Genomic DNA, 17,201 nt, shown 5'->3' on the forward strand with positions numbered 1-17,201 from the left:
GCGAGCTTCAACCCTTGACTCCTGTCAGTGTGACGCCTTCGACGAAGGCTTTCTGAGCGAAGAAGAAGACGATGATGACGGGGGCCATGACGAGCAGGGTCGCGGCCATCGTCAGATTCCAGTTGACGCTGTGCGCGCTCTTGAAGCTCTCCAGGCCGTAGCTGAGCGTCCAGGCGCCCGGATTCTGCGCGGCATAGATCTGCGGGCCGAAGTAGTCGTTCCAGCAGTAGAAGAACTGGAAGAGCGCGACGGCGGCGATCCCCGGCTTGGCCATCGGGACCACGATGCGCAGCAGCGTGCCTAGTTCACCGCTGCCGTCGACCTTTGCCGATTCCAGGTACTCCCGGGGAATCGTCAGCAGGAACTGGCGCAGCAGAAAGATGGAGTACGCGTCGCCGAACGCCATCGGAATGATCAGTGGCCACAGCGAACCCGACAGATGCAGTTGCTGGGCCCAGACCAGATACATCGGGATCACGATCACCTGCGGCGGCAGCATCATCGTGGAGATGACCATGATCATGGCGGTGCGGCGGCCGCGGAAGCGGAATTTGGCGAGGGCGTAGGCCACCGGAATGGAGGAACAGACCGTGAACAGGGTGCCGAGCCCGGCATACATCAGCGAATTGCGCCACCAGTCCAAAAAGCCCGGAGTGTTGAAGACATCGGCGTAATTCGACCAGTTCCATTCGGTGGGCCACAGATCGCCGCTCAGCGCCTGGTCATCGCTCATCACCGAGGTCAGGAAGACAAAGACGAAGGGCAGGATGAAGAAGAGCGCGGCGGCGATGGCGACCGTGTGCACGGCGATCCAGTGCAGCACGGCGCGGCGGCGGGCGGCGGGGGCGGGGGAGCGACCGGCGGCGGGGCGCGCGGGCGCGGATGGCGCCGAGAGGGCGGTGGTGGCGGTCATGGCGGATCGGTCCTCTCAGTCCTCGGCCGACAGCAGTCCGGCACGCTTGCGCATCAGCAGCGTCGTCACGGCCATCGCGATCGCGAACAGCACGAGCGAGAGCACGCAGGCGGCTCCGGTGTTGAAGTTCTGGAAGCCGAGCGAGTAGACGAGCTGCGGCACCGTGAGCGTGGAGTGGTCGGGATAACCGGGCTGGATGACCGTTCCGGGCCCGACACTGACCCCGGAGGCGAGCTTTCCGGCGACCAGCGCCTGGGTGTAGTACTGCATGGTCTGAACGACGCCCGTCACGACCGCGAACATCACGATCGGGGTGATCGACGGCCAGGTCACATAGCGGAACTTATGGAACGCCCCGGCGCCGTCGAGTTCGGCCGCCTCGTACTGCTCCTTGGGCACATCCAGCAGCGCCGCCATGAAGATGACCATGAGATCCCCGATGCCCCACAGGGAGAGCAGCACGAGGGACGGCTTGGCCCAGGCCGGGTCGTTGAACCAGTTCGGCGCGTGGATCCCGATATTCCCGAGGACGTCGTTCACCGGGCCGGTACCGGGATTGAGCAGAAAGACGAAGGCGACGGTGGCCGCCACCGGAGGGGCGAGATACGGCAGATAGAAGGCGGTGCGGAAGAATCCCACCCCGGACTTGATCCTGGTGACCAGCAGTCCGATGCCCAGGCCGAAGACGACCCGCAGCGCCACCATGACCACGACCAGCCAGAGCGTATTCCACAGCGCCGGTCCGAACAGCGGCATCTGCTCCAGCACATAACGCCAGTTGCGCAGCCCCACGAAGGTCGGGGCCTCGATCTGGTTGTAGTGCATGAAGGAGAAGTAGACGGTGGCGATCAGCGGATAGCCGAAGAAGACGGTGAAGCCGACCAGCCAGGGGGAGAGGAAACCGAGGGTGCGCAGCCGCTCTCGCCGTGCTTTGCGGCGCAGAGCGGGGGCGTTCGTCAAGGTGGCCATATCGCACTCCGTCAGTTCTGTGCCTGGAGATTGTCGGCGTCTATCTCGTCATCGAGTTTCCGTAGCCCCGCGTCCAGATCGTGCACCTTGCCCGCCTCGACGCCGTAGGAGAAGTCCTGCAGCGAAGTGACGTACTGACCGCCGTTGATCGAGGGCGGCAGGGCCGTGCTGTAGCGGTTCTGTGCGATATCGAGGAAGGCCCGGAAGGTGGGATCCGAGTCCAGTTTCGGGGAGGTGAGCGCCGCCTTGGTGGACGGCACATTGTGAATGGCGTTGGCGAAGGCGACCACCTGATCGGTGTCGGCGGTCAGGAACTTCACCAACTCCCAGGCGGCGTTCTGGTGGGTGCTGCTGTGCGCGATGCCGACCACGGTACCGGTGAGATAGCCCCGGCCGTAGGTTTCGGGCCGGTCGTCGGGCACCGGCAGCGGGGCGGTGTCCCACTTGAACTTCGCGCCCTCCATGAAGAGCCCGCGCCATTCGCCGTCCATGTGCATGGCGAGCTTTCCGGTGAGAAAGGCGTTCTGGGACGACATCTCATCGCCGAAGGAGGTGCGGAACGTCTCCAGCGGGCCATAGCCGCCCTGACTTTGAATCAGCTCCCGGGTGGTGGCGTAGAACTCCTTGGCCGCCTTCTCCTTCGCCAGCCGCGCCTTGCCGTCCTTGCCGAAATAGGACGGGCCCCACTGGGCGAAGAGCCGGTCCGGGCTGTTCTGGTAGAGCCGGAAATTGGGCATGAAGCCGACCCGCTGATAGCCGCCGCTCTTGGTGCGCTTGGTCAGCTTGACGGCGTCGCGCCGCAGCTCCGACATGGTGCGGGGCGGCCGCTTGATGCCCGCTTCCGCGAAGGCGTCCTTGTTGTAGTACATGCCGTACGCGTCGGCGAGCAGCGGGAGGGCGCACTGGTCGCCCTCGTAGCTCGTGTAGTCCAGCAGCGTTTTCGGGAAGACCTTGGTCTTGTCCAGCCCGGTCTTCTTCATGAACGGATTGAGGTCCACCCACATCCCGGACGAGCAGTACTGTCCCACATTGTTGGTGGTGAAGGAGGAGACGACATCGGGGGCGTCGCTTCCGCCGGCCCGCAGCGCCTGGTTCACGGTGGCGTCGGTGACGTTCCCGGTCGCCTTCACCTTGATATTGGGGTGGAGTTTCTCGAATCGGGCGATGCTGGCATCGATCGCCTTGACCTCGCTCTTCTCCGACCAGCCGTGCCAGAACTTCAGCGTGACGGGTTTGGACGGATCGTCCTCGGCGCTGCCGGTGCTGGGATTGGCGCAGCCCGTCAGGAGGAGGGCGCCGGCGCTCAGCACCGACGCGAGAGCGGCCAGTTTTCGTGGCATGGGGGACTTCCTTTACTGCGGTACGGGGGGACGGCAGGGGGAAGCGGCGGTGCGGGCGCCGGATGATGAACGAGGAAGTACGGGGAGAGTGGGGCGGTGAATCAGGCGTCGAATCGGGCGGTGTCGAAAACGGTCTGACGGGCATCGGCGACCGCCGTCCGCAGCGCGCCGATGAGAATCGGATCCCCCTCGATCTCACTGATCCGCAACTGCGGGCGGGGCAGTGCGAGACCGGTCATCTCCGCCTCGACCAGCTGACGCAGGCGCTCCCCGCCGGCCTGGGCGACCTCACCCGAAAGGACGACCAGCTCCGGGTCGACCACGGCGACGACGGAGGCCAGCCCGGTGGCCAGCCGGCGGGCCAGCTCGGTCAGCACCTCGTCGCCCGCGCCGGGGGTGCGCAGCGCGGCGGCGAGCGCCTTGGTGGCCGTGGGCGCGTCGATCCCGTGGGCGCGGGCCAGCTCCACGACGGCGGGCGAGCCGACCAGCATCTGGAACCCCCCGCCCCCGTCCGGCCGGGCGGCGGCGTCCGGTCCGCCCCGGGCCAACGGGGCGCCCGGCAGCGGCATATAGCCGATCTCGCCGGCCCCGCCGGTGGCGCCGCGCAGCAGGGTGCCGCCGAGCACGATGGCCGCGCCGACGCCCTCATCGGCCCAGACCAGCGCGAAGTCGTCGAAGTCCTGGGCGGTGCCATGGTGCTGTTCGGCGATGGCGGCGAGGTTGACGTCGTTCTCGATGACGATCGGGGTGTGCAGCACCTCGGCCAGCTCGTCCCGCAGGGTGCGGGACTGCCAGCCGGGCAGATGCGGGGCGTAGCGCAGCTTCCCGGTGCGCGGGTCGAGCGCGCCGGGGGTGCCGATCACGGTGGAGTGCAGATCGTCGCGGCCGAGCCCGGCGGCGGCCAGCGCGCCGTCCACCGCCTCGGCGACCAGCTCCCCGGTCCGGTTGGTCACGCTCTCGTCGGTCGCCGGGGCCGTCACCCGGTGCTCACCGGCCACCTGGCCGGTGATGTCGGCGACGGCGGCGGTGATGCCCTCCTGGTCGACCGCGAGCGCGGCCACATGGGCGGCGGCCGGATCGATCTCGTACAGCTGCGCGTTGGGCCCCGGCCGTCCGGTGACGTTCCCGGTCGTGCGGACCAGGCCGACGGACTCCAGGCGGGTCAGCAGCTGGGAGGCGGTGGGCTTGGACAGCCCGGTCAGCTCTCCGAGCCGGGTCCGGGTGAGCGGCCCGTGGGCGGCCAGCAGCTCCAGTGCGGTGCGGTCGTTCATGGCGCGGAGGACGCGGGGAGTCCCGGGCGTGCCGCCCTGCGTGCTGCTGCCGGGTGGTGCGGCCATGTGCTGCCCCCGTCCTCACTCTGTTAAGAAAGTTTCCTATTGATGAAGAGCAAGCTAGGGGGCGGACCGGGGTGGCGTCAATGGGTCATGGGTGGGCTTTCCTTGGCGGGTTCTTGGCGAAGAGATGGATCTCGCATGTACCTGGCATGGACAAGTCACCGTAAGAGTGGCCTGCGGTGGGGTGGCTGTGATCGTCGGCCCCCGCCGGAATGCGACTACTCGTATCGCTGGGGGTTTGGTGAGATCTTCTTCTTCCCGGAAGCGCGCGGCCCGTTCCAGACGGCGCACGGCCTTGGGGCTGGCGGCGGCGCTGCCGTTGGTGGCCGGTGCGCTGGCACTGGGCATACCCACGGCCCAGGCCGACTCCGCACCACAGGGCCGTGACACCCTGAACGGCACCAAGCCCACCTGGGCGACGGTGCGTTCGGACCGTGGCGCCACCGATGACGGCAATAAGGTCACCGCCCGCGTCTACCTCGCCGGACGGGACGCCAAGGGGCTGGCCGACTACGCGAAGGCCGTGTCCGACCCGTCCTCGCCGGACTACGGCAGGTATCTCTCGGCCGGGCAGACCCAGGCACGTTTCGGAGCGACACGGCAACAGAAGGACGCCGTCACCGCCTGGTTGAAGGGCTCCGGGCTCGACGTCACCGGCGCCAACCAGCACTATCTGTCCGTCACCGGCGAAGTAGCCGCCGCCGAGCGGGCGTTCGGCACCCAGCTGCACAACTACACCAAGGGCGGCAAGGTCTACCGGGCGCCGTCGAAGGCGGCCACCGTGCCCGCCTCGCTCCACGGCGCCGTGCTGACCGTCGTCGGCCTGGACAACGCGCCCAAGCGGGCCAAGCGCGACGAGACCCTCCCGCCCCCCGGACCGGTCTTCAAGAACGCCGGGCCGTTCTCCACCTCCTACGGTTCCCGGACCAACCGGAGCCTGCCGTCGGCGTACGGCGCCAAGCAGCCGTACGCGATCAAGGGGTACACCGGCGAGCAGCTGCGCGCCGCCTACGGCGCCAAGAGCCGTCACACCGGTAAGGGCGTCACCGTCGCCATCACCGACGCCTTCGCCTCGCCGACGATCGCCGCGGACGCCGCCAAGTACGCCCAGCGCAACGGCGACCCGGCCTACCGTAAGGGCCAGTTGACGCAGGTGCTGCCGGCCGACTACCGGAACACCGAGGAGTGCGACGCGGGCGGCTGGTACGGCGAGGAGACCCTCGACGTCGAGGCGGTACACGCGGTGGCACCCGCGGCCGACATCGTCTACGTCGGCGGAGCCTCCTGCACCGACGACGATCTGCTCGACTCGCTCGCCAAGGTCGTCGACAACCGGCTGGCCGACATCGTCTCCAACTCCTGGGGCGATGTGGAGGCCAACGAGACGCCGGACGTGGCCGCCGCCTACGACCAGATCTTCCAGCAGGGCGCGGTCGAGGGCATCGGCTTCTACTTCTCCTCCGGTGACAACGGCGACAACGTGGCGTCCACCGGCACCAAGCAGGTCGACACCCCGGCCAACTCGGCGTGGGTGACGGCGGTCGGCGGTACCTCCCTGGCCGTCGGCAAGGGCGACACGTACCAGTGGGAGACCGGCTGGGGCACCACCAAGGCCACCCTCTCGGCCGACGGCAGCAACTGGGACGCGCTGCCCGGCGGGTACACCTCGGGCGCCGGAGGCGGCACCAGCAAGACCGTCGCCCAGCCCTTCTACCAGCGCGGAGTGGTGCCGGACTCGCTCGCCCTGGCAGGCGGCGGCACGGCCAAGCAGCGGGTGACCCCGGACGTCGCGGCCGTGGCCGACCCCAACACCGGCTTCCTGGTGGGCCAGACGCAGACCTTCCCGGACGGATCCCTCCAGTACGGCGAGTACCGCATCGGCGGCACCTCGCTGGCCGCGCCCGTGATCGCCGGTGTCCAGGCGCTCGCCCAGCAGGCGCGCGGTGGCCAGCCGATCGGCTTCGCCAACCCGTCGCTGTACGACCGGTACGGCACCGCCTCGTACCACGATGTGACCGACCACCCGCTGGGCGCGGGCGTCTCGCTGGGCGTGGTCCGGGTCGACTACGTCAATAGCCACGACGACTCCGACGGGCTGGTGACCTCGCTGCGCAGCCTCGGCCGGGACAGCTCGCTGCACGCGGTCGTGGGCTACGACGATGTGACCGGCGTGGGCACCCCCGCGGCCGGCTACCTCACCTCGTTCGGCGGACACCACCGCCGCTGAGCCGGGCCTGAGCTCCTTACGGTTCTCATGGGGCTCCCGTCCCTCCCCGGGGCGGGAGCTCTGCCATGTCCGCCGCGCCTATTTCCGCTTCGCGTGGGCGGTGCCTACTTCTGGGTGTGCGCCGTGGTCACTTCTGCGCGGGCGGCGGCACCGTCGCGGAGGGGGTGGCGGCCGGACCGGCGGGGGTGGAGAGCGGGCTGGCCGCCGTGGACTGCGGCGAGTCCGGATTGGACAGCGCCGACGGCGCCGCCGTGGTGGCCGACGGATCGACGCTCTCGGTCTGCAGCTCCGGGTCCAGAGGCCGGCCGACGAGCTGAATACCCGCCTCGTTCAGCGCCTTCTTGATCCGCCAGCGCAGCTCCCGCTCGACACCGAGCGACTTGCCGGGCATGGTCCGCGCCGACACCCGGACGATCATCGAGTCCAGATAGACCGCGTCGAGCCCCAGGACCTCGATCGGCTCCCACAGCCGCTCGTTCCACGGCTCGTCCTTGGCCATGTCCACGCCGACCTGTGTGATCACGGAGCGGACGTGGTCCAGATCTTCCTCGGCCCGGACCTGGACGTCGAGTGCGGCCGTCGCCCAGCCCTGGCTGAGGTTGCCGATCCGCTTGACCTCGCCGTTGCGCACGTACCAGATCTCGCCGTTGTCCCCGCGCAGCTTGGTGACGCGCAGCCCGACCTCGATCACCTCGCCCGAGGCCACCCCGGCGTCGACCGTGTCGCCGACCCCGTACTGGTCCTCGAGGATCATGAAGACACCGGAGAGGAAGTCGGTGACCAGATTGCGGGCGCCGAAACCGATCGCCACACCCGCGACCCCCGCGCTCGCCAGCAGCGGCGCCAGATTGATCTGCAGCGCGGAGAGGATCATCAGCGCCGCGGTGCCCATGATCATGAACGAGGCGACGGAGCGCAGCACCGAGCCGATCGCCGCGGAACGCTGTCGCCGTCGCTCCACATTGACCAGCAGCCCGCCGAGCGCGGTGCCGTCGACGGCCTGGGCCGTGCGGTTCATGCGCTCTATCAGCTTGGTGATCGCCCGCCGGATGACGGACCGGAGCACGAAGGCGATGATCAGGATCAGGGCTATGCGCAGCCCGATGCCGAGCCAGGTGGACCAGTTCTCCTCCACCCAGCCCGCGGCGTTGGTGGCGCTCCTATGCGCATCGTCGAGAGTCGTGGGACGAGGCGTCGAGTCTGCGGCCAGAGCAGCGGACCAGAACACAGCAGAAACCCTTCGTATGCGACATGCCCGCACGGATCACCCGCGCGCGGAACCTCTCACACAGTAGCCGGGCGCGAGACGCGCCGTTCCTGTGTTCGAGAGCGCGCGAGCGTGCTCAGGGGGCGCGTATGAGCGGGGCCGGAGGCCGCAATTCCACCTTCTGCCCCGGCCGGGACCGCGTGGCGGCACCGCTCGGACGGTCCCGTGATTCTTGCCACTCCACAGTGGTGTCCCGCCGCGCGCGCACCCCGCGCGCGAGGGCGCCGGAAGGCCGTCGGGACGGTGGTCAAGGGGCCGCCGCCGCTACCGCGCGCGGGCGGTATACGCGCGGTACGCGGAAATGCCTCTCAACCGTTAACCCGGTGATAGTGGCGTTCCGGCCAGGGTTCAGGGGAAACTGGGGGAGATCGTCCCGGCGCGAGCCACGCGCCGCCGGCGTACAAGGAGGCCCCCGTGCCGCATGTCCTGGTCCTCAACGCGTCGTACGAGCCCCTCGGCGTCGTACCGCTCCGCCGCGCGCTCGTACTCGTCCTCAACGACAAGGCCATCAGCCTTGAGGACTCAGGCGCCCTGATGCACAGCGCGACCCGCGCGATCCCCGCACCCAGCGTCGTCCGGCTGAAGCGCTTTGTGAGGGTGCCCTTTCGCGGCCCCGTTCCGCTCACCCGCCGCGCGCTGTTCGCCCGCGACGGCGGCCGATGCGCGTACTGCGGTGGCGTCGCAACCAGCGTCGATCACGTCATCCCGCGCAGCCGTGGCGGGCAGCACACCTGGGAAAACGTGGTCGCCGCGTGCCGTCGCTGCAATCACGTCAAAGCAGACCGCCATGTCGCCGAGATCGGCTGGCGGCTGCGCCATCAACCCGCGCCGCCTTCGGGGCTCGCGTGGCGGATCATCGGCACGGGGCATAGGGACCCGCGCTGGCTGCCATACCTGCAGGCATACGGCGCGGAAGACGCCATGGCCCGGATCGACGGCAAATCTGCCTGAGACCCGGGTCCTGTTTTTTTTGGAGGGTCGGCTCGCCTCCGGGGCGCTTCAGTCGCTGTCGACGGTCGACGTGCTCGGTCGCTCGTTCCTCGCTCCCTGCGCGCGTCTCCCGCTCGACAGCGACGCGCCCTTCGGCTCGCCCCCAGCTACCGCTGGGAGGTGCCCCCGGCCGGAAGAACCAAGCCCCCGGAAGCGCTACGGCACCCTGCGGCTCACCCCCGGCCACGCTGGGTGGTGCCCCCCCGGCCGGTGGACCCCAAGCACCCGGAGGCTCCAAGGCACCCGCCCCCGCCCCCCAGGGACCTACTTCTCCTCGACCGCGTAGGCGGCGACCGACCAGAGGGAGTAGCCGAACCGGGTGGCGCGCTCGACGCCCTGGACGCGAATGAAACGCGTGTCCGGGGCGTCCATGCCGATCGACTCCCGCCCGCCCTTCCCATGGGCGACCGTGGCCGCGTCGCGCCAGGTGCGGCCGTCCCCGGAGACCTGGACGCGGTAGCGGGAGGCGTAGGCGTCCTGCCAGTTCAGCTCAAGGCGACCGATCCGGGCCGGGCGGGCCAGCTCCAGCTGGAGCCAGGCGCCGTCCTCGGGCCGGGAGGACCAGCGGGTGTCGGCCTTGCCGTCGATCGCGGCGGACGCGGGGAGGTCGGCGGTCTCATCGCCGGACGAGGTCGCCTTCGTGCCCTCCGCACGGGCCAGATCCGGGCCGCCGGTGCGTGGAAGCGCCCTTACGGTCAGCATGCGCTCCTCCGACCCGAAGCGGACCGGGAGGGAGTAGCTGCCCGCCTTGGTGCCCTGGGCCACCGATATCTCTAAGCGGGCGGTCACCGCGCCGCCGCGCGGGGCCGTCACCCCGCCGGGGGCGCGGACGGTGATGCCGCGCGGCGCCTTCACCGTAAGGTCGCCGTTCACATCGCCGGGGCGGTGGGAGACCAACTGGGCCTCGACGACGGCCGCGCCGCCGCCTATCTCCGCGTCCGCCGTCTTGTGGGACAGCGTGAGCTCGGCGTCCGGGGTGTCACCGAACCAGGGCGTGATCTCGTGCACGGCCGGCGGGGTGGTGCCGGCCGGCCAGCTGAGCCGGACCGCGTCCGCCAGCAGGTCCTTGTCCCCGTCCGCCGCCCTGACCTGGGTGAAGCCGCTGCCCGAGAGCGCACCGATGCTGCGCCAGCCCTTACCGGGGACATGCGCCTCCACGGTGCCCGGTGAGGCGTCCTGGACCCGGGTGGTGAGCGCGGAGACGGAGGAGAGCGGACGGCTGCGGCCGAAGCGCACCGTGACCGGGCGGCCGGGGGACGCCACCTCCGTGGCCGCCTTACCGTCGGCAGCCGCGTGGTCGTCCTTGCCGGTCCGCAGCCCCTGCTTCGGAGTCCGGTCCACGCCCGACCAGGCGTCCGCCCGAGTCAGGGCCTTGGCGAGGAAGGGATCGAGGACGCCCTTGCCGACCGTGACCCGGCTGTCCCCGATCTTCTCGCGCAGCGCCTCCACCGCGAGCCGGTCCTTCCAGGCCGCCGCTCCGTCGCCGCGTGCCTGGGCGGTGAGCATGTCCACGGCCCGGACGCCCGCGTCGCCGTACCGGCCCAGCTGGTCGAGCCAGGGCCGCACATCATCGCCCAGCGTGCGGGACAGCCGCTCGGGGGCGTCGCGCATGGTCCGGAAGGCGTCGCGCAGCCGGTCCCCGGAGCGCTCCAGCCGCCCCACGTCCGTGCCGGCCAGGGCCGTCCAGAACGCGTCGAGGAGCGGGCGCAGATACGCGGACTCGTCGCCGCCGAGCATCGAGGAGGCGTCGTTCCCGGCCAGGGCGCGCAGGGCGGCGCGGGTCTTGGCGTCGGGTCCCGCGAGGTCGTCGATGGCCGCCTGCCAGGACTCCTGAGGGCGGTAGCCGCGCGGGTTCCAGGCGAAGTCGGCGGCGGTGAACAGCGGGATCCGGGAGGCGGTCGGCTGCTCCATGGCGTTGGCCAGCAGCGCCGCGGACTGGGTGGCCACCGCCGGGTCGCGGCCGGTGTACGGGCCGAGGAAGATCCGGTCCTGCGCCCAGTCGTTGACCGGGTAGTTGTCCATGGTGACCAGGCGATGGCCGAACGCCGACCGGGCACCGGCCAGCTCACCGCCGGTGATGGTCCTGGGCACCACCCCCACCCCAGTCCAGGCGACGTCCACGCCGTCGTCGAGCGCACCGGCCAGCGCGCGCCGGAACTCGGTGTCGCCGTCCTGGAAGTACTCGGTCGGCATCAGGGACACCGGGGCCGAGCCGGCGTAGCGGCCCGCCAGATGGCGGGCGAGGGCGTTGGCCACCTTGGCCTGTGCGCTGGCGGCGGCCTCCGGGCCGGAGCCGAAGGAGTCGGCGTCGGCGTCGCAGTGCCACTCGCTGTAGCTGACGTCCTGGAACTGCAGCTGGAAGGAGCGCACCCCGAGCGCCCACATGGCGTCGACCTTACGCAGCAGCGCCTTGAGGTCCTTCGAGGACGAGAAGCACATCTCCTGGCCGGGGGAGACCGCCCAGCCGAGGGTGACGTGGTTGGCCCGGGCGCGCGTGGCCAGCTCGCGGAACTCCTCGCGCCGCTCGGCGGGGTAGGGGTCGCGCCAGCGGGCCTGCCGGTAAGGGTCGTCGCCGGGCGCGTAGAGATAGCGGTTCTGCTTGGTGCGGCCCATGAAGTCGAGCTGGGCCAGCCGGTCGCGGTGTGACCACGGGGAGCCGTAGAAGCCCTCGGTCGTGCCCCTTACGGCCGTTCCGGGCCAGTCGCGGACGGTCACCCCGGCGACGGCGGAGCCCTGGCCCTCCCGCTTCACCAGCAGCTGGCGCAGGGTCTGGACGGCGTGGAAGAGACCGTCGGGGCCCACGCCGGACAGCGCGACCGTGGGCCGCCCCTCCACCGGGCCCGTGGCCAGGAGATAGCCGCCGGACGGGAGGTCGCCGCGCTCGGGCGCGCGCAGGGCGCGCAGCGCGCGGGCCGCGCCCCGGCCGCCCACCTGCACCACCAGTCCGCGCGTCGGGGCCTTGCCACCGGGTGTGGCTTCGTTGACGGTGCGCACCCCCGCGTCGTGCAGCAGGCCGCGCAGCGCGTCCAGGGCGTACGGATCGGTGTCGCCGTCGGCTATGAGGGTGGCCTCGTCCCCCAGAGCCAGCTCCGGCCCGTGCGCCCGCAGCGACTGAGGGCGCGGCCATACGGGCGGTATGCCGTCGCTGCTGTCGCGCTCCGGTGTGGAGGCGTCCGGGGAGCCGTGGTCCACCGGTGCGGCGGCGGCCGCGGGGGCGCCGCCGAGCAGCCCGCCGATGACCGCGGCAGCCATGGCCGTCGCCCCCGCCGCCCTGGGCCTCTTCCCCCCGAAGTGCACGGGCCTCTCCTCGATCCAGATCGCCGGTCCCCGTAGATATGGCGCCGATAGGCGTGAGCCCACCACCAGGCCGGTGAGGGTGTCAACGCGGACGACCGAACTGTCGGCATTGCCGCGTGCGCGAGGCATCGGGTGGACCGGGGCCGGACGCGGCGCGCCCGGCGCAAGTCTGACGGATGAAGGGCGGTCCTGTTCGTAAACTCTGTGCTCCCGATCCCTTACTGCCGTGAAATCGCCGCCCAGAGGGGATGTGACCTACAGCACGTACGGGGGGCGTTTACGTCTGCGTCCGTCCGGAGTGGGTAGGGCTCGGGATGACCCACTGCCGACAACCCCACGGAGGTCCGTGTGGCCGCGTCAGCTCAGCTTCTGCTTTCCGCCCTGTCCAAACCCGGACCCGAGGCGTCCAGTGAACCGGATCCCTTCGACGGAGTCTCCGACCCCGACTGTGGACTGTGCGGCCTGGACGGCTTCGGGTCCGGAAGCGCCACGGAGGCGCCCCTCACCAGCGAGCCCCCGCTCGCCGACAACGTTCCCCTGACCAGCGAGCCCCCGCTCGCCGCCGAACGTCCCCTGACAAGTGAGCCGACCGCCGCCCTCACCGGCGTGGGCGCGGGCTGCGAGCCGATGGAGTACTGATGGGCAGAGCGCGGCTCGCCGAGCTGCACGGTGTCGCCACCTCCTACGAGCCCGCCCCGGGCCGCACCGTCCAGGTGCCCGAGGACACAGTCGTCGCCGTACTGGCCGCGCTCGGCGTGGACGCCTCGACCCCCGAATCGGTACGCGAAGCGCTGGACCGGCATGAGCGCCGGCAGCGCGACCAGCTGCTGCCCCCCTGCGTGGTGGTGCGCCCCGGCAAGGCGCCACGCCTGAGCCTGCCCGAGGGCACGGCGCTGCGGGTGCACCCCGAAGACGGCGCACCGCACACGCGGGGGCGGGCGGCCGCGGGGACCCGTGGGGCCGATGGCCTCCTTACGGAGGCCCGCACAGACAGTGTTCATATCGGTAGCGCTCTTACGGAGGGCACCACCGACGGCCTTCTTGCCGCGCTCGCCGCGCTGCCGCCCGGCGCCCACACCCTGCTCGCCGAGGCCCCCGACGGCCGCCGCGCCACCGCCCCCCTCATCGTGGCCCCCGACCGGATGCCGTTATCCCCGGTCCGCAGCCACGGCTTTCTGGTGCAGCTCTACTCGCTGCTCTCCGCACGCTCCTGGGGCATGGGCGATCTCGGCGACCTGGCCGATCTGGCCGCCTGGTCGGGGCGGGCCCTCGGCGCTGGCTTCGTGCAGATCAACCCGCTGCACGCCGCCGTGCCCGGCACCCCGGGCGCGCCCACCGACCCCTCGCCCTACCGCCCCTCCTCGCGCCGCTTCCCCGACCCGGTCCATCTGCGGATCGAGGACGTGCCCGAATACGTCCAGCTGCGCGGCCGTGCCCGTGAGCGGGCCGATCAGCTGCTGGAGGCCGCCGCCGCCCTCCGTACGTCCGTCCTGCGCGAGGACGCCCTCATCGACCGGGACGCCGTCTGGGCCCTCAAGCGCGAGGCGCTGGAGCTGGTGCGGACGGTCCCGCTCAGCCCCGGCCGCCGCGCCGCCTACTGCGACTTCCTCGCCGAGCGCGGCCAGGCCCTGGAGGATCACGCCCTGTGGTGCGCGCTCGCCGAGACCCACGGCCCCGAATGGCGCACCTGGCCCGGCGGCCTGGCCGATCCGCGCTCGGCGGGCACCGCCCGGGCGCGGGCCGAACATCTGGACCGCACTGACTTCCACTGCTGGCTCGCCTGGCTCACCGACACCCAGCTCGCCGCCGCCCAGCGCGCCGCGCTCGACGCGGGCATGGGCATCGGCCTCGTACACGACCTGGCGGTCGGGGTCCATCCCTCGGGCGCCGACGCCTGGGCGCTCCAGGACGTCTTCGCCTCCGGCATGTCGATCGGCGCGCCCCCGGACGCCTTCAACTCCCGGGGCCAGGACTGGGGCCTGCCGCCATGGCGCCCGGACGCCCTCGCCGCCACCGGCTACGCCCCCTACCGCGATCTGCTGCGCGGCCTCTTACGGCACGCGGGCGCGCTCCGCATCGACCATGTGATGGGCCTCTTCAGGCTGTGGTGGGTCCCCGAGGGGCGTGAGCCGACCGCGGGCTGTTACGTCCGCTACGACGCGGAGGCGATGCTCGGCGTGCTCGCCCTGGAGGCGCACCGGGCCGGGACGGTCGTCATAGGGGAGGACCTGGGGACGGTCGAGCCCGGCGTGCGGGAGGAGCTGGAGCGGCGCGGGGTGCTGGGGACGTCGGTGATGTGGTTCGAGCGCCACTACGGCAGTGCCGCCGCGGCGGGCGCGGCCCGGCCGCTGTCCCCCGGGGAGTGGCGCGCGGACTGCCTGGCCACCGTGACGACCCACGATCTGCCGAGCACGGCGGCCCGGCTCACCGGCGACCATGTCGAGCTCCGGCACCGGCTGGGCCTGCTGACCCGTCCCCTCGCCGAGGAGCGCGCGGCGGACGCGGTCGAGGTCGCCGAGTGGCTGGCGCTGCTGGGGCGGCTCGGGTTGCTGCCGGAGGGGCCGGGCGACGAGGAGGGGGCGATCAAGGCGGTCCACCGCTTTCTGCTGCGCACTCCGGCGAGGATGGTGGGCGTATGGCTGCCGGACGCGGTGGGGGACCGCAGACCGCAGAATCTGCCGGGCACCTGGGATCAGTACCCCAACTGGCGGCTGCCGATCGCCGACGCCGAGGGGCGCCCGATGCCCCTGGAGGAGCTGGTCGCCTCGCCCCGGCTGCGGGCGCTGATGGCCGAGGTGGCCCGGCTCGCCCCTCGTGACCCCGCCCCGTAGCCGTCCGACGCCACCCGTAGCTGCCGTGACCCCGCCCCGTAGCCGACCGAACCCCGCCCATGGCCGCCTCGCCGGACATTGATGCCCCGGCCCGCCCATAGGTTGGATCTCTGCTTTGTGCAGTCTCCCCAGAACGCCTCTCCTCTGGCAGTCTGTCATGAACACCGCCATAGAGATCCGATCAATGACGACCGGAGAGCTGGAGGGGACCATGGCCCGACCCCTGGGCGGAACGCCCGGCACCCACCGACCACGGGGACGACGTCGCGCGCTGCGCGCGCTCCGCGCCCTCGCCCTGGCCGCCCTCGCGGCCGCCGCCGTCCCTCCCGCCCCCGCGCAGGCCGCCCCCGCGCAGGCCGTCGCGCGGGCCGCATGCCAGGGGCCCGTCACCCCCGCCCCGCAGCAGACGGTCGAGGACTGCGACACCCCCGCCCGCGTCATCGACAAGGCCGTCCACACCGTCCCCACCCCCGGACAGCGGGCCTGGCAGAAGCGCGAGATCACCGCCTTCACCCACTTCGGCATGAACACCATGACCGGCCGCCAGTGGGGCTCCGGGGCCGAGGACGAGAAGCTCTTCGACCCGCCCGAGCTCGACATGGACCAGTGGATGCGGGCGTACAAGGCCGCCGGCGCGCAGCAGGTCATGCTCACCGCCAAGCACCACGACGGCTTCGTGCTCTACCCGAGCCGCTACACGGACCACGACGTCGAGGCCAGCCCCTGGTGGACGAACGGCCCCGGCGGTCGGAATCCCGACGGCGATGTGCTGGGCGCGTACGTCAAGGCCGCCCGTAAGGCGGGACTCAAGGTCGGCGTCTATCTCTCGCCCGCCGACGGGGCCGAGCTGCCGCACGCCTGGCACGCCCAGTGGGTCGAGAAGATCCGCGAGAAGCAGCAGAACGGCGAGGAACTGTCGCTGCCCGAGCGCATGGCCCTGGAGGACGGCGACCGGGCACCCGCCGGCCAGGGCCGCTACGGCGACGGCAGCAAGCCCACCGAGCGCGCCATCCCCACCCTCGTCCCCGGCGACGACCGGGCGGACAAGGTCGCCTCCGGGGCGCTGCCCACCTTCCGCTTCACCGCCGACGACTACGACGCGTACTACCTCAACCAGATCTACGAGATCCTGACGCAGTACGGCCCCATCGACGAGTTCTGGCTGGACGGCGCCAACCCTTGGGGCGGTGCGGGCGTCACCCAGAACTACAACGTCAGGAACTGGTTCGAGCTGATCCGCGCGCTCTCCCCGGATGCCGTGGTCTTCCAGGGCGCGCAGGGCGTGCGCTGGGTGGGCAACGAGGACGGCATCGCCCGGGAGACCGAATGGTCGGTGACCCCGTCCGCCGTCGATCCCTGGACGGTCGTGGGCGGTGGGCTGCCCAATGACTCCACCGACGCCGACATCGGCTCGCGCGCGAAGTTGACCGCGCCGGGCGTGCGCCATCTGCAGTGGTATCCGGCCGAGGCCGATGTCTCGATCCGCCCCGGCTGGTTCCACGATCCCGCGGAGCGGCCCAGGACCCCCGCCCAGCTGATGTCGCTGTACGAGCGCAGCGTGGGCCGCAACGCCTCGCTGCTGCTCAACGTCCCACCGGCGAAGAACGGCCGGATCGACGACACCGACATCGCCTCCCTTACGGCCTTCGGCGAAGCCGTAAGGACGACGTACGGCACCGGAGCGCGGCCGGCCACCGGCCATCCGGTGACCTTCGACCGGGTACGGCTCGGCGAGGACATCCGCCGGGGACAGCGGGTGGAGGAGTTCACCGTGCAGGCCCGGGTGGCGGGGACATGGCGGGAGATCGCCTCCGGTACGACCGTCGGGGCCCGGCGCGTCCTTCCGCTGGCCGCGCCCGTCACCGCCGATGGGCTGCGGGTGCGGGTCCTCGCTTCCCGTGCCGCGCCACGGCTGCTGCCGCCCACCGTCCACCTCAGCGCGGCGGGCCGCCGCTGAGCCGACTTCCGAGGACGCGGTCATGGCCATCTCAACACGGTGGTAAAGGCCACCCCGGGCACGCGGCGCCGGGGGG

11 protein-coding genes are annotated in these 17,201 nt (G+C 71.3%); 5 read left to right on the forward strand and 6 right to left on the reverse strand.

The genetic code is table 11. From position 1 onward, the window contains the following. Window positions 1–7 precede the first annotated feature (7 nt). From ACFYOY_RS16635 to ACFYOY_RS16650, 4 genes are all read right to left on the reverse strand, one after another. The gene (locus tag ACFYOY_RS16635; RefSeq protein ID WP_388587696.1) at window positions 8–913 is read right to left on the reverse strand and encodes a carbohydrate ABC transporter permease; all 906 of its coding nucleotides are present in this window, start codon (window positions 911–913) and stop codon (window positions 8–10) included. 15 nt (window positions 914–928) lie between these two features. Next, window positions 929–1,882, reverse strand: coding sequence for a sugar ABC transporter permease (locus tag ACFYOY_RS16640; protein WP_351882370.1), 954 nt, complete (start codon window positions 1,880–1,882; stop codon window positions 929–931). An 11-nt stretch (window positions 1,883–1,893) separates the two neighbouring features. After that, a complete protein-coding gene (locus ACFYOY_RS16645) occupies window positions 1,894–3,222 on the reverse strand; it encodes an extracellular solute-binding protein (RefSeq protein ID WP_388587699.1) in 1,329 nt (442 codons plus the stop codon). Between the two features lie 101 nt (window positions 3,223–3,323). Continuing rightward, window positions 3,324–4,559, reverse strand: coding sequence for an ROK family transcriptional regulator (locus ACFYOY_RS16650; protein ID WP_351882374.1), 1,236 nt, complete (start codon window positions 4,557–4,559; stop codon window positions 3,324–3,326). 298 nt (window positions 4,560–4,857) lie between these two features. On the opposite strand from ACFYOY_RS16650, the gene ACFYOY_RS16655 reads away from it, so the two are divergent. Further along, complete coding sequence (locus tag ACFYOY_RS16655) at window positions 4,858–6,783, forward strand: S53 family peptidase (protein WP_351883066.1); 1,926 nt, start codon at window positions 4,858–4,860, stop codon at window positions 6,781–6,783. A 127-nt stretch (window positions 6,784–6,910) separates the two neighbouring features. Here ACFYOY_RS16655 and ACFYOY_RS16660 read toward each other — a convergent pair whose 3' ends face one another. Beyond that, window positions 6,911–8,011, reverse strand: coding sequence for a mechanosensitive ion channel domain-containing protein (locus ACFYOY_RS16660; RefSeq protein WP_351882376.1), 1,101 nt, complete (start codon window positions 8,009–8,011; stop codon window positions 6,911–6,913). A 453-nt stretch (window positions 8,012–8,464) separates the two neighbouring features. Here ACFYOY_RS16660 and ACFYOY_RS16665 point away from each other — a divergent pair, with 453 nt between their 5' ends. Next, complete coding sequence (locus ACFYOY_RS16665; protein ID WP_093461819.1) at window positions 8,465–9,001, forward strand: HNH endonuclease; 537 nt, start codon at window positions 8,465–8,467, stop codon at window positions 8,999–9,001. A 303-nt stretch (window positions 9,002–9,304) separates the two neighbouring features. Here the strand turns inward: ACFYOY_RS16665 and ACFYOY_RS16670 are convergent, their stop codons facing one another. Next, the gene (locus ACFYOY_RS16670; protein WP_388587703.1) at window positions 9,305–12,292 is read right to left on the reverse strand and encodes a beta-N-acetylglucosaminidase domain-containing protein; all 2,988 of its coding nucleotides are present in this window, start codon (window positions 12,290–12,292) and stop codon (window positions 9,305–9,307) included. Between the two features lie 393 nt (window positions 12,293–12,685). Here ACFYOY_RS16670 and ACFYOY_RS16675 point away from each other — a divergent pair, with 393 nt between their 5' ends. From ACFYOY_RS16675 to ACFYOY_RS16685, 3 genes are all read left to right on the forward strand, one after another. Next, a complete protein-coding gene (locus ACFYOY_RS16675) occupies window positions 12,686–12,976 on the forward strand; it encodes a hypothetical protein (RefSeq protein WP_059145677.1) in 291 nt (96 codons plus the stop codon). Beyond that, window positions 12,976–15,168 carry a 4-alpha-glucanotransferase gene (gene malQ / locus ACFYOY_RS16680; protein WP_351882381.1) on the forward strand — a complete coding sequence of 731 codons (2,193 nt, stop codon included), beginning with the start codon at window positions 12,976–12,978 and terminating at the stop codon, window positions 15,166–15,168. The genes ACFYOY_RS16675 and malQ overlap by 1 nt, the downstream gene beginning before the upstream one ends. Window positions 15,169–15,379: 211 nt before the next feature. Continuing rightward, complete coding sequence (locus ACFYOY_RS16685; RefSeq protein ID WP_388587707.1) at window positions 15,380–17,125, forward strand: alpha-L-fucosidase; 1,746 nt, start codon at window positions 15,380–15,382, stop codon at window positions 17,123–17,125. Window positions 17,126–17,201: the final 76 nt, after the last annotated feature.

Source organism: Streptomyces sp. NPDC007875, assembly GCF_042868035.1.
Lineage (GTDB): Bacteria > Actinomycetota > Actinomycetes > Streptomycetales > Streptomycetaceae > Streptomyces > Streptomyces antimycoticus.

Coding starts and splice junctions, on each gene's coding strand:
- ACFYOY_RS16635 (WP_388587696.1), bottom strand. CDS start 913: ATGACCGCCACCACCGCCCTCTCGGCGCCATCCGCGCCCGCGCGCCCC.
- ACFYOY_RS16640 (WP_351882370.1), bottom strand. CDS start 1,882: ATGGCCACCTTGACGAACGCCCCCGCTCTGCGCCGCAAAGCACGGCGA.
- ACFYOY_RS16645 (WP_388587699.1), bottom strand. CDS start 3,222: ATGCCACGAAAACTGGCCGCTCTCGCGTCGGTGCTGAGCGCCGGCGCC.
- ACFYOY_RS16650 (WP_351882374.1), bottom strand. CDS start 4,559: ATGGCCGCACCACCCGGCAGCAGCACGCAGGGCGGCACGCCCGGGACT.
- ACFYOY_RS16670 (WP_388587703.1), bottom strand. CDS start 12,292: ATGGCTGCCGCGGTCATCGGCGGGCTGCTCGGCGGCGCCCCCGCGGCC.
- malQ (WP_351882381.1), top strand. CDS start 12,976: ATGGGCAGAGCGCGGCTCGCCGAGCTGCACGGTGTCGCCACCTCCTAC.
- ACFYOY_RS16685 (WP_388587707.1), top strand. CDS start 15,380: ATGGCCCGACCCCTGGGCGGAACGCCCGGCACCCACCGACCACGGGGA.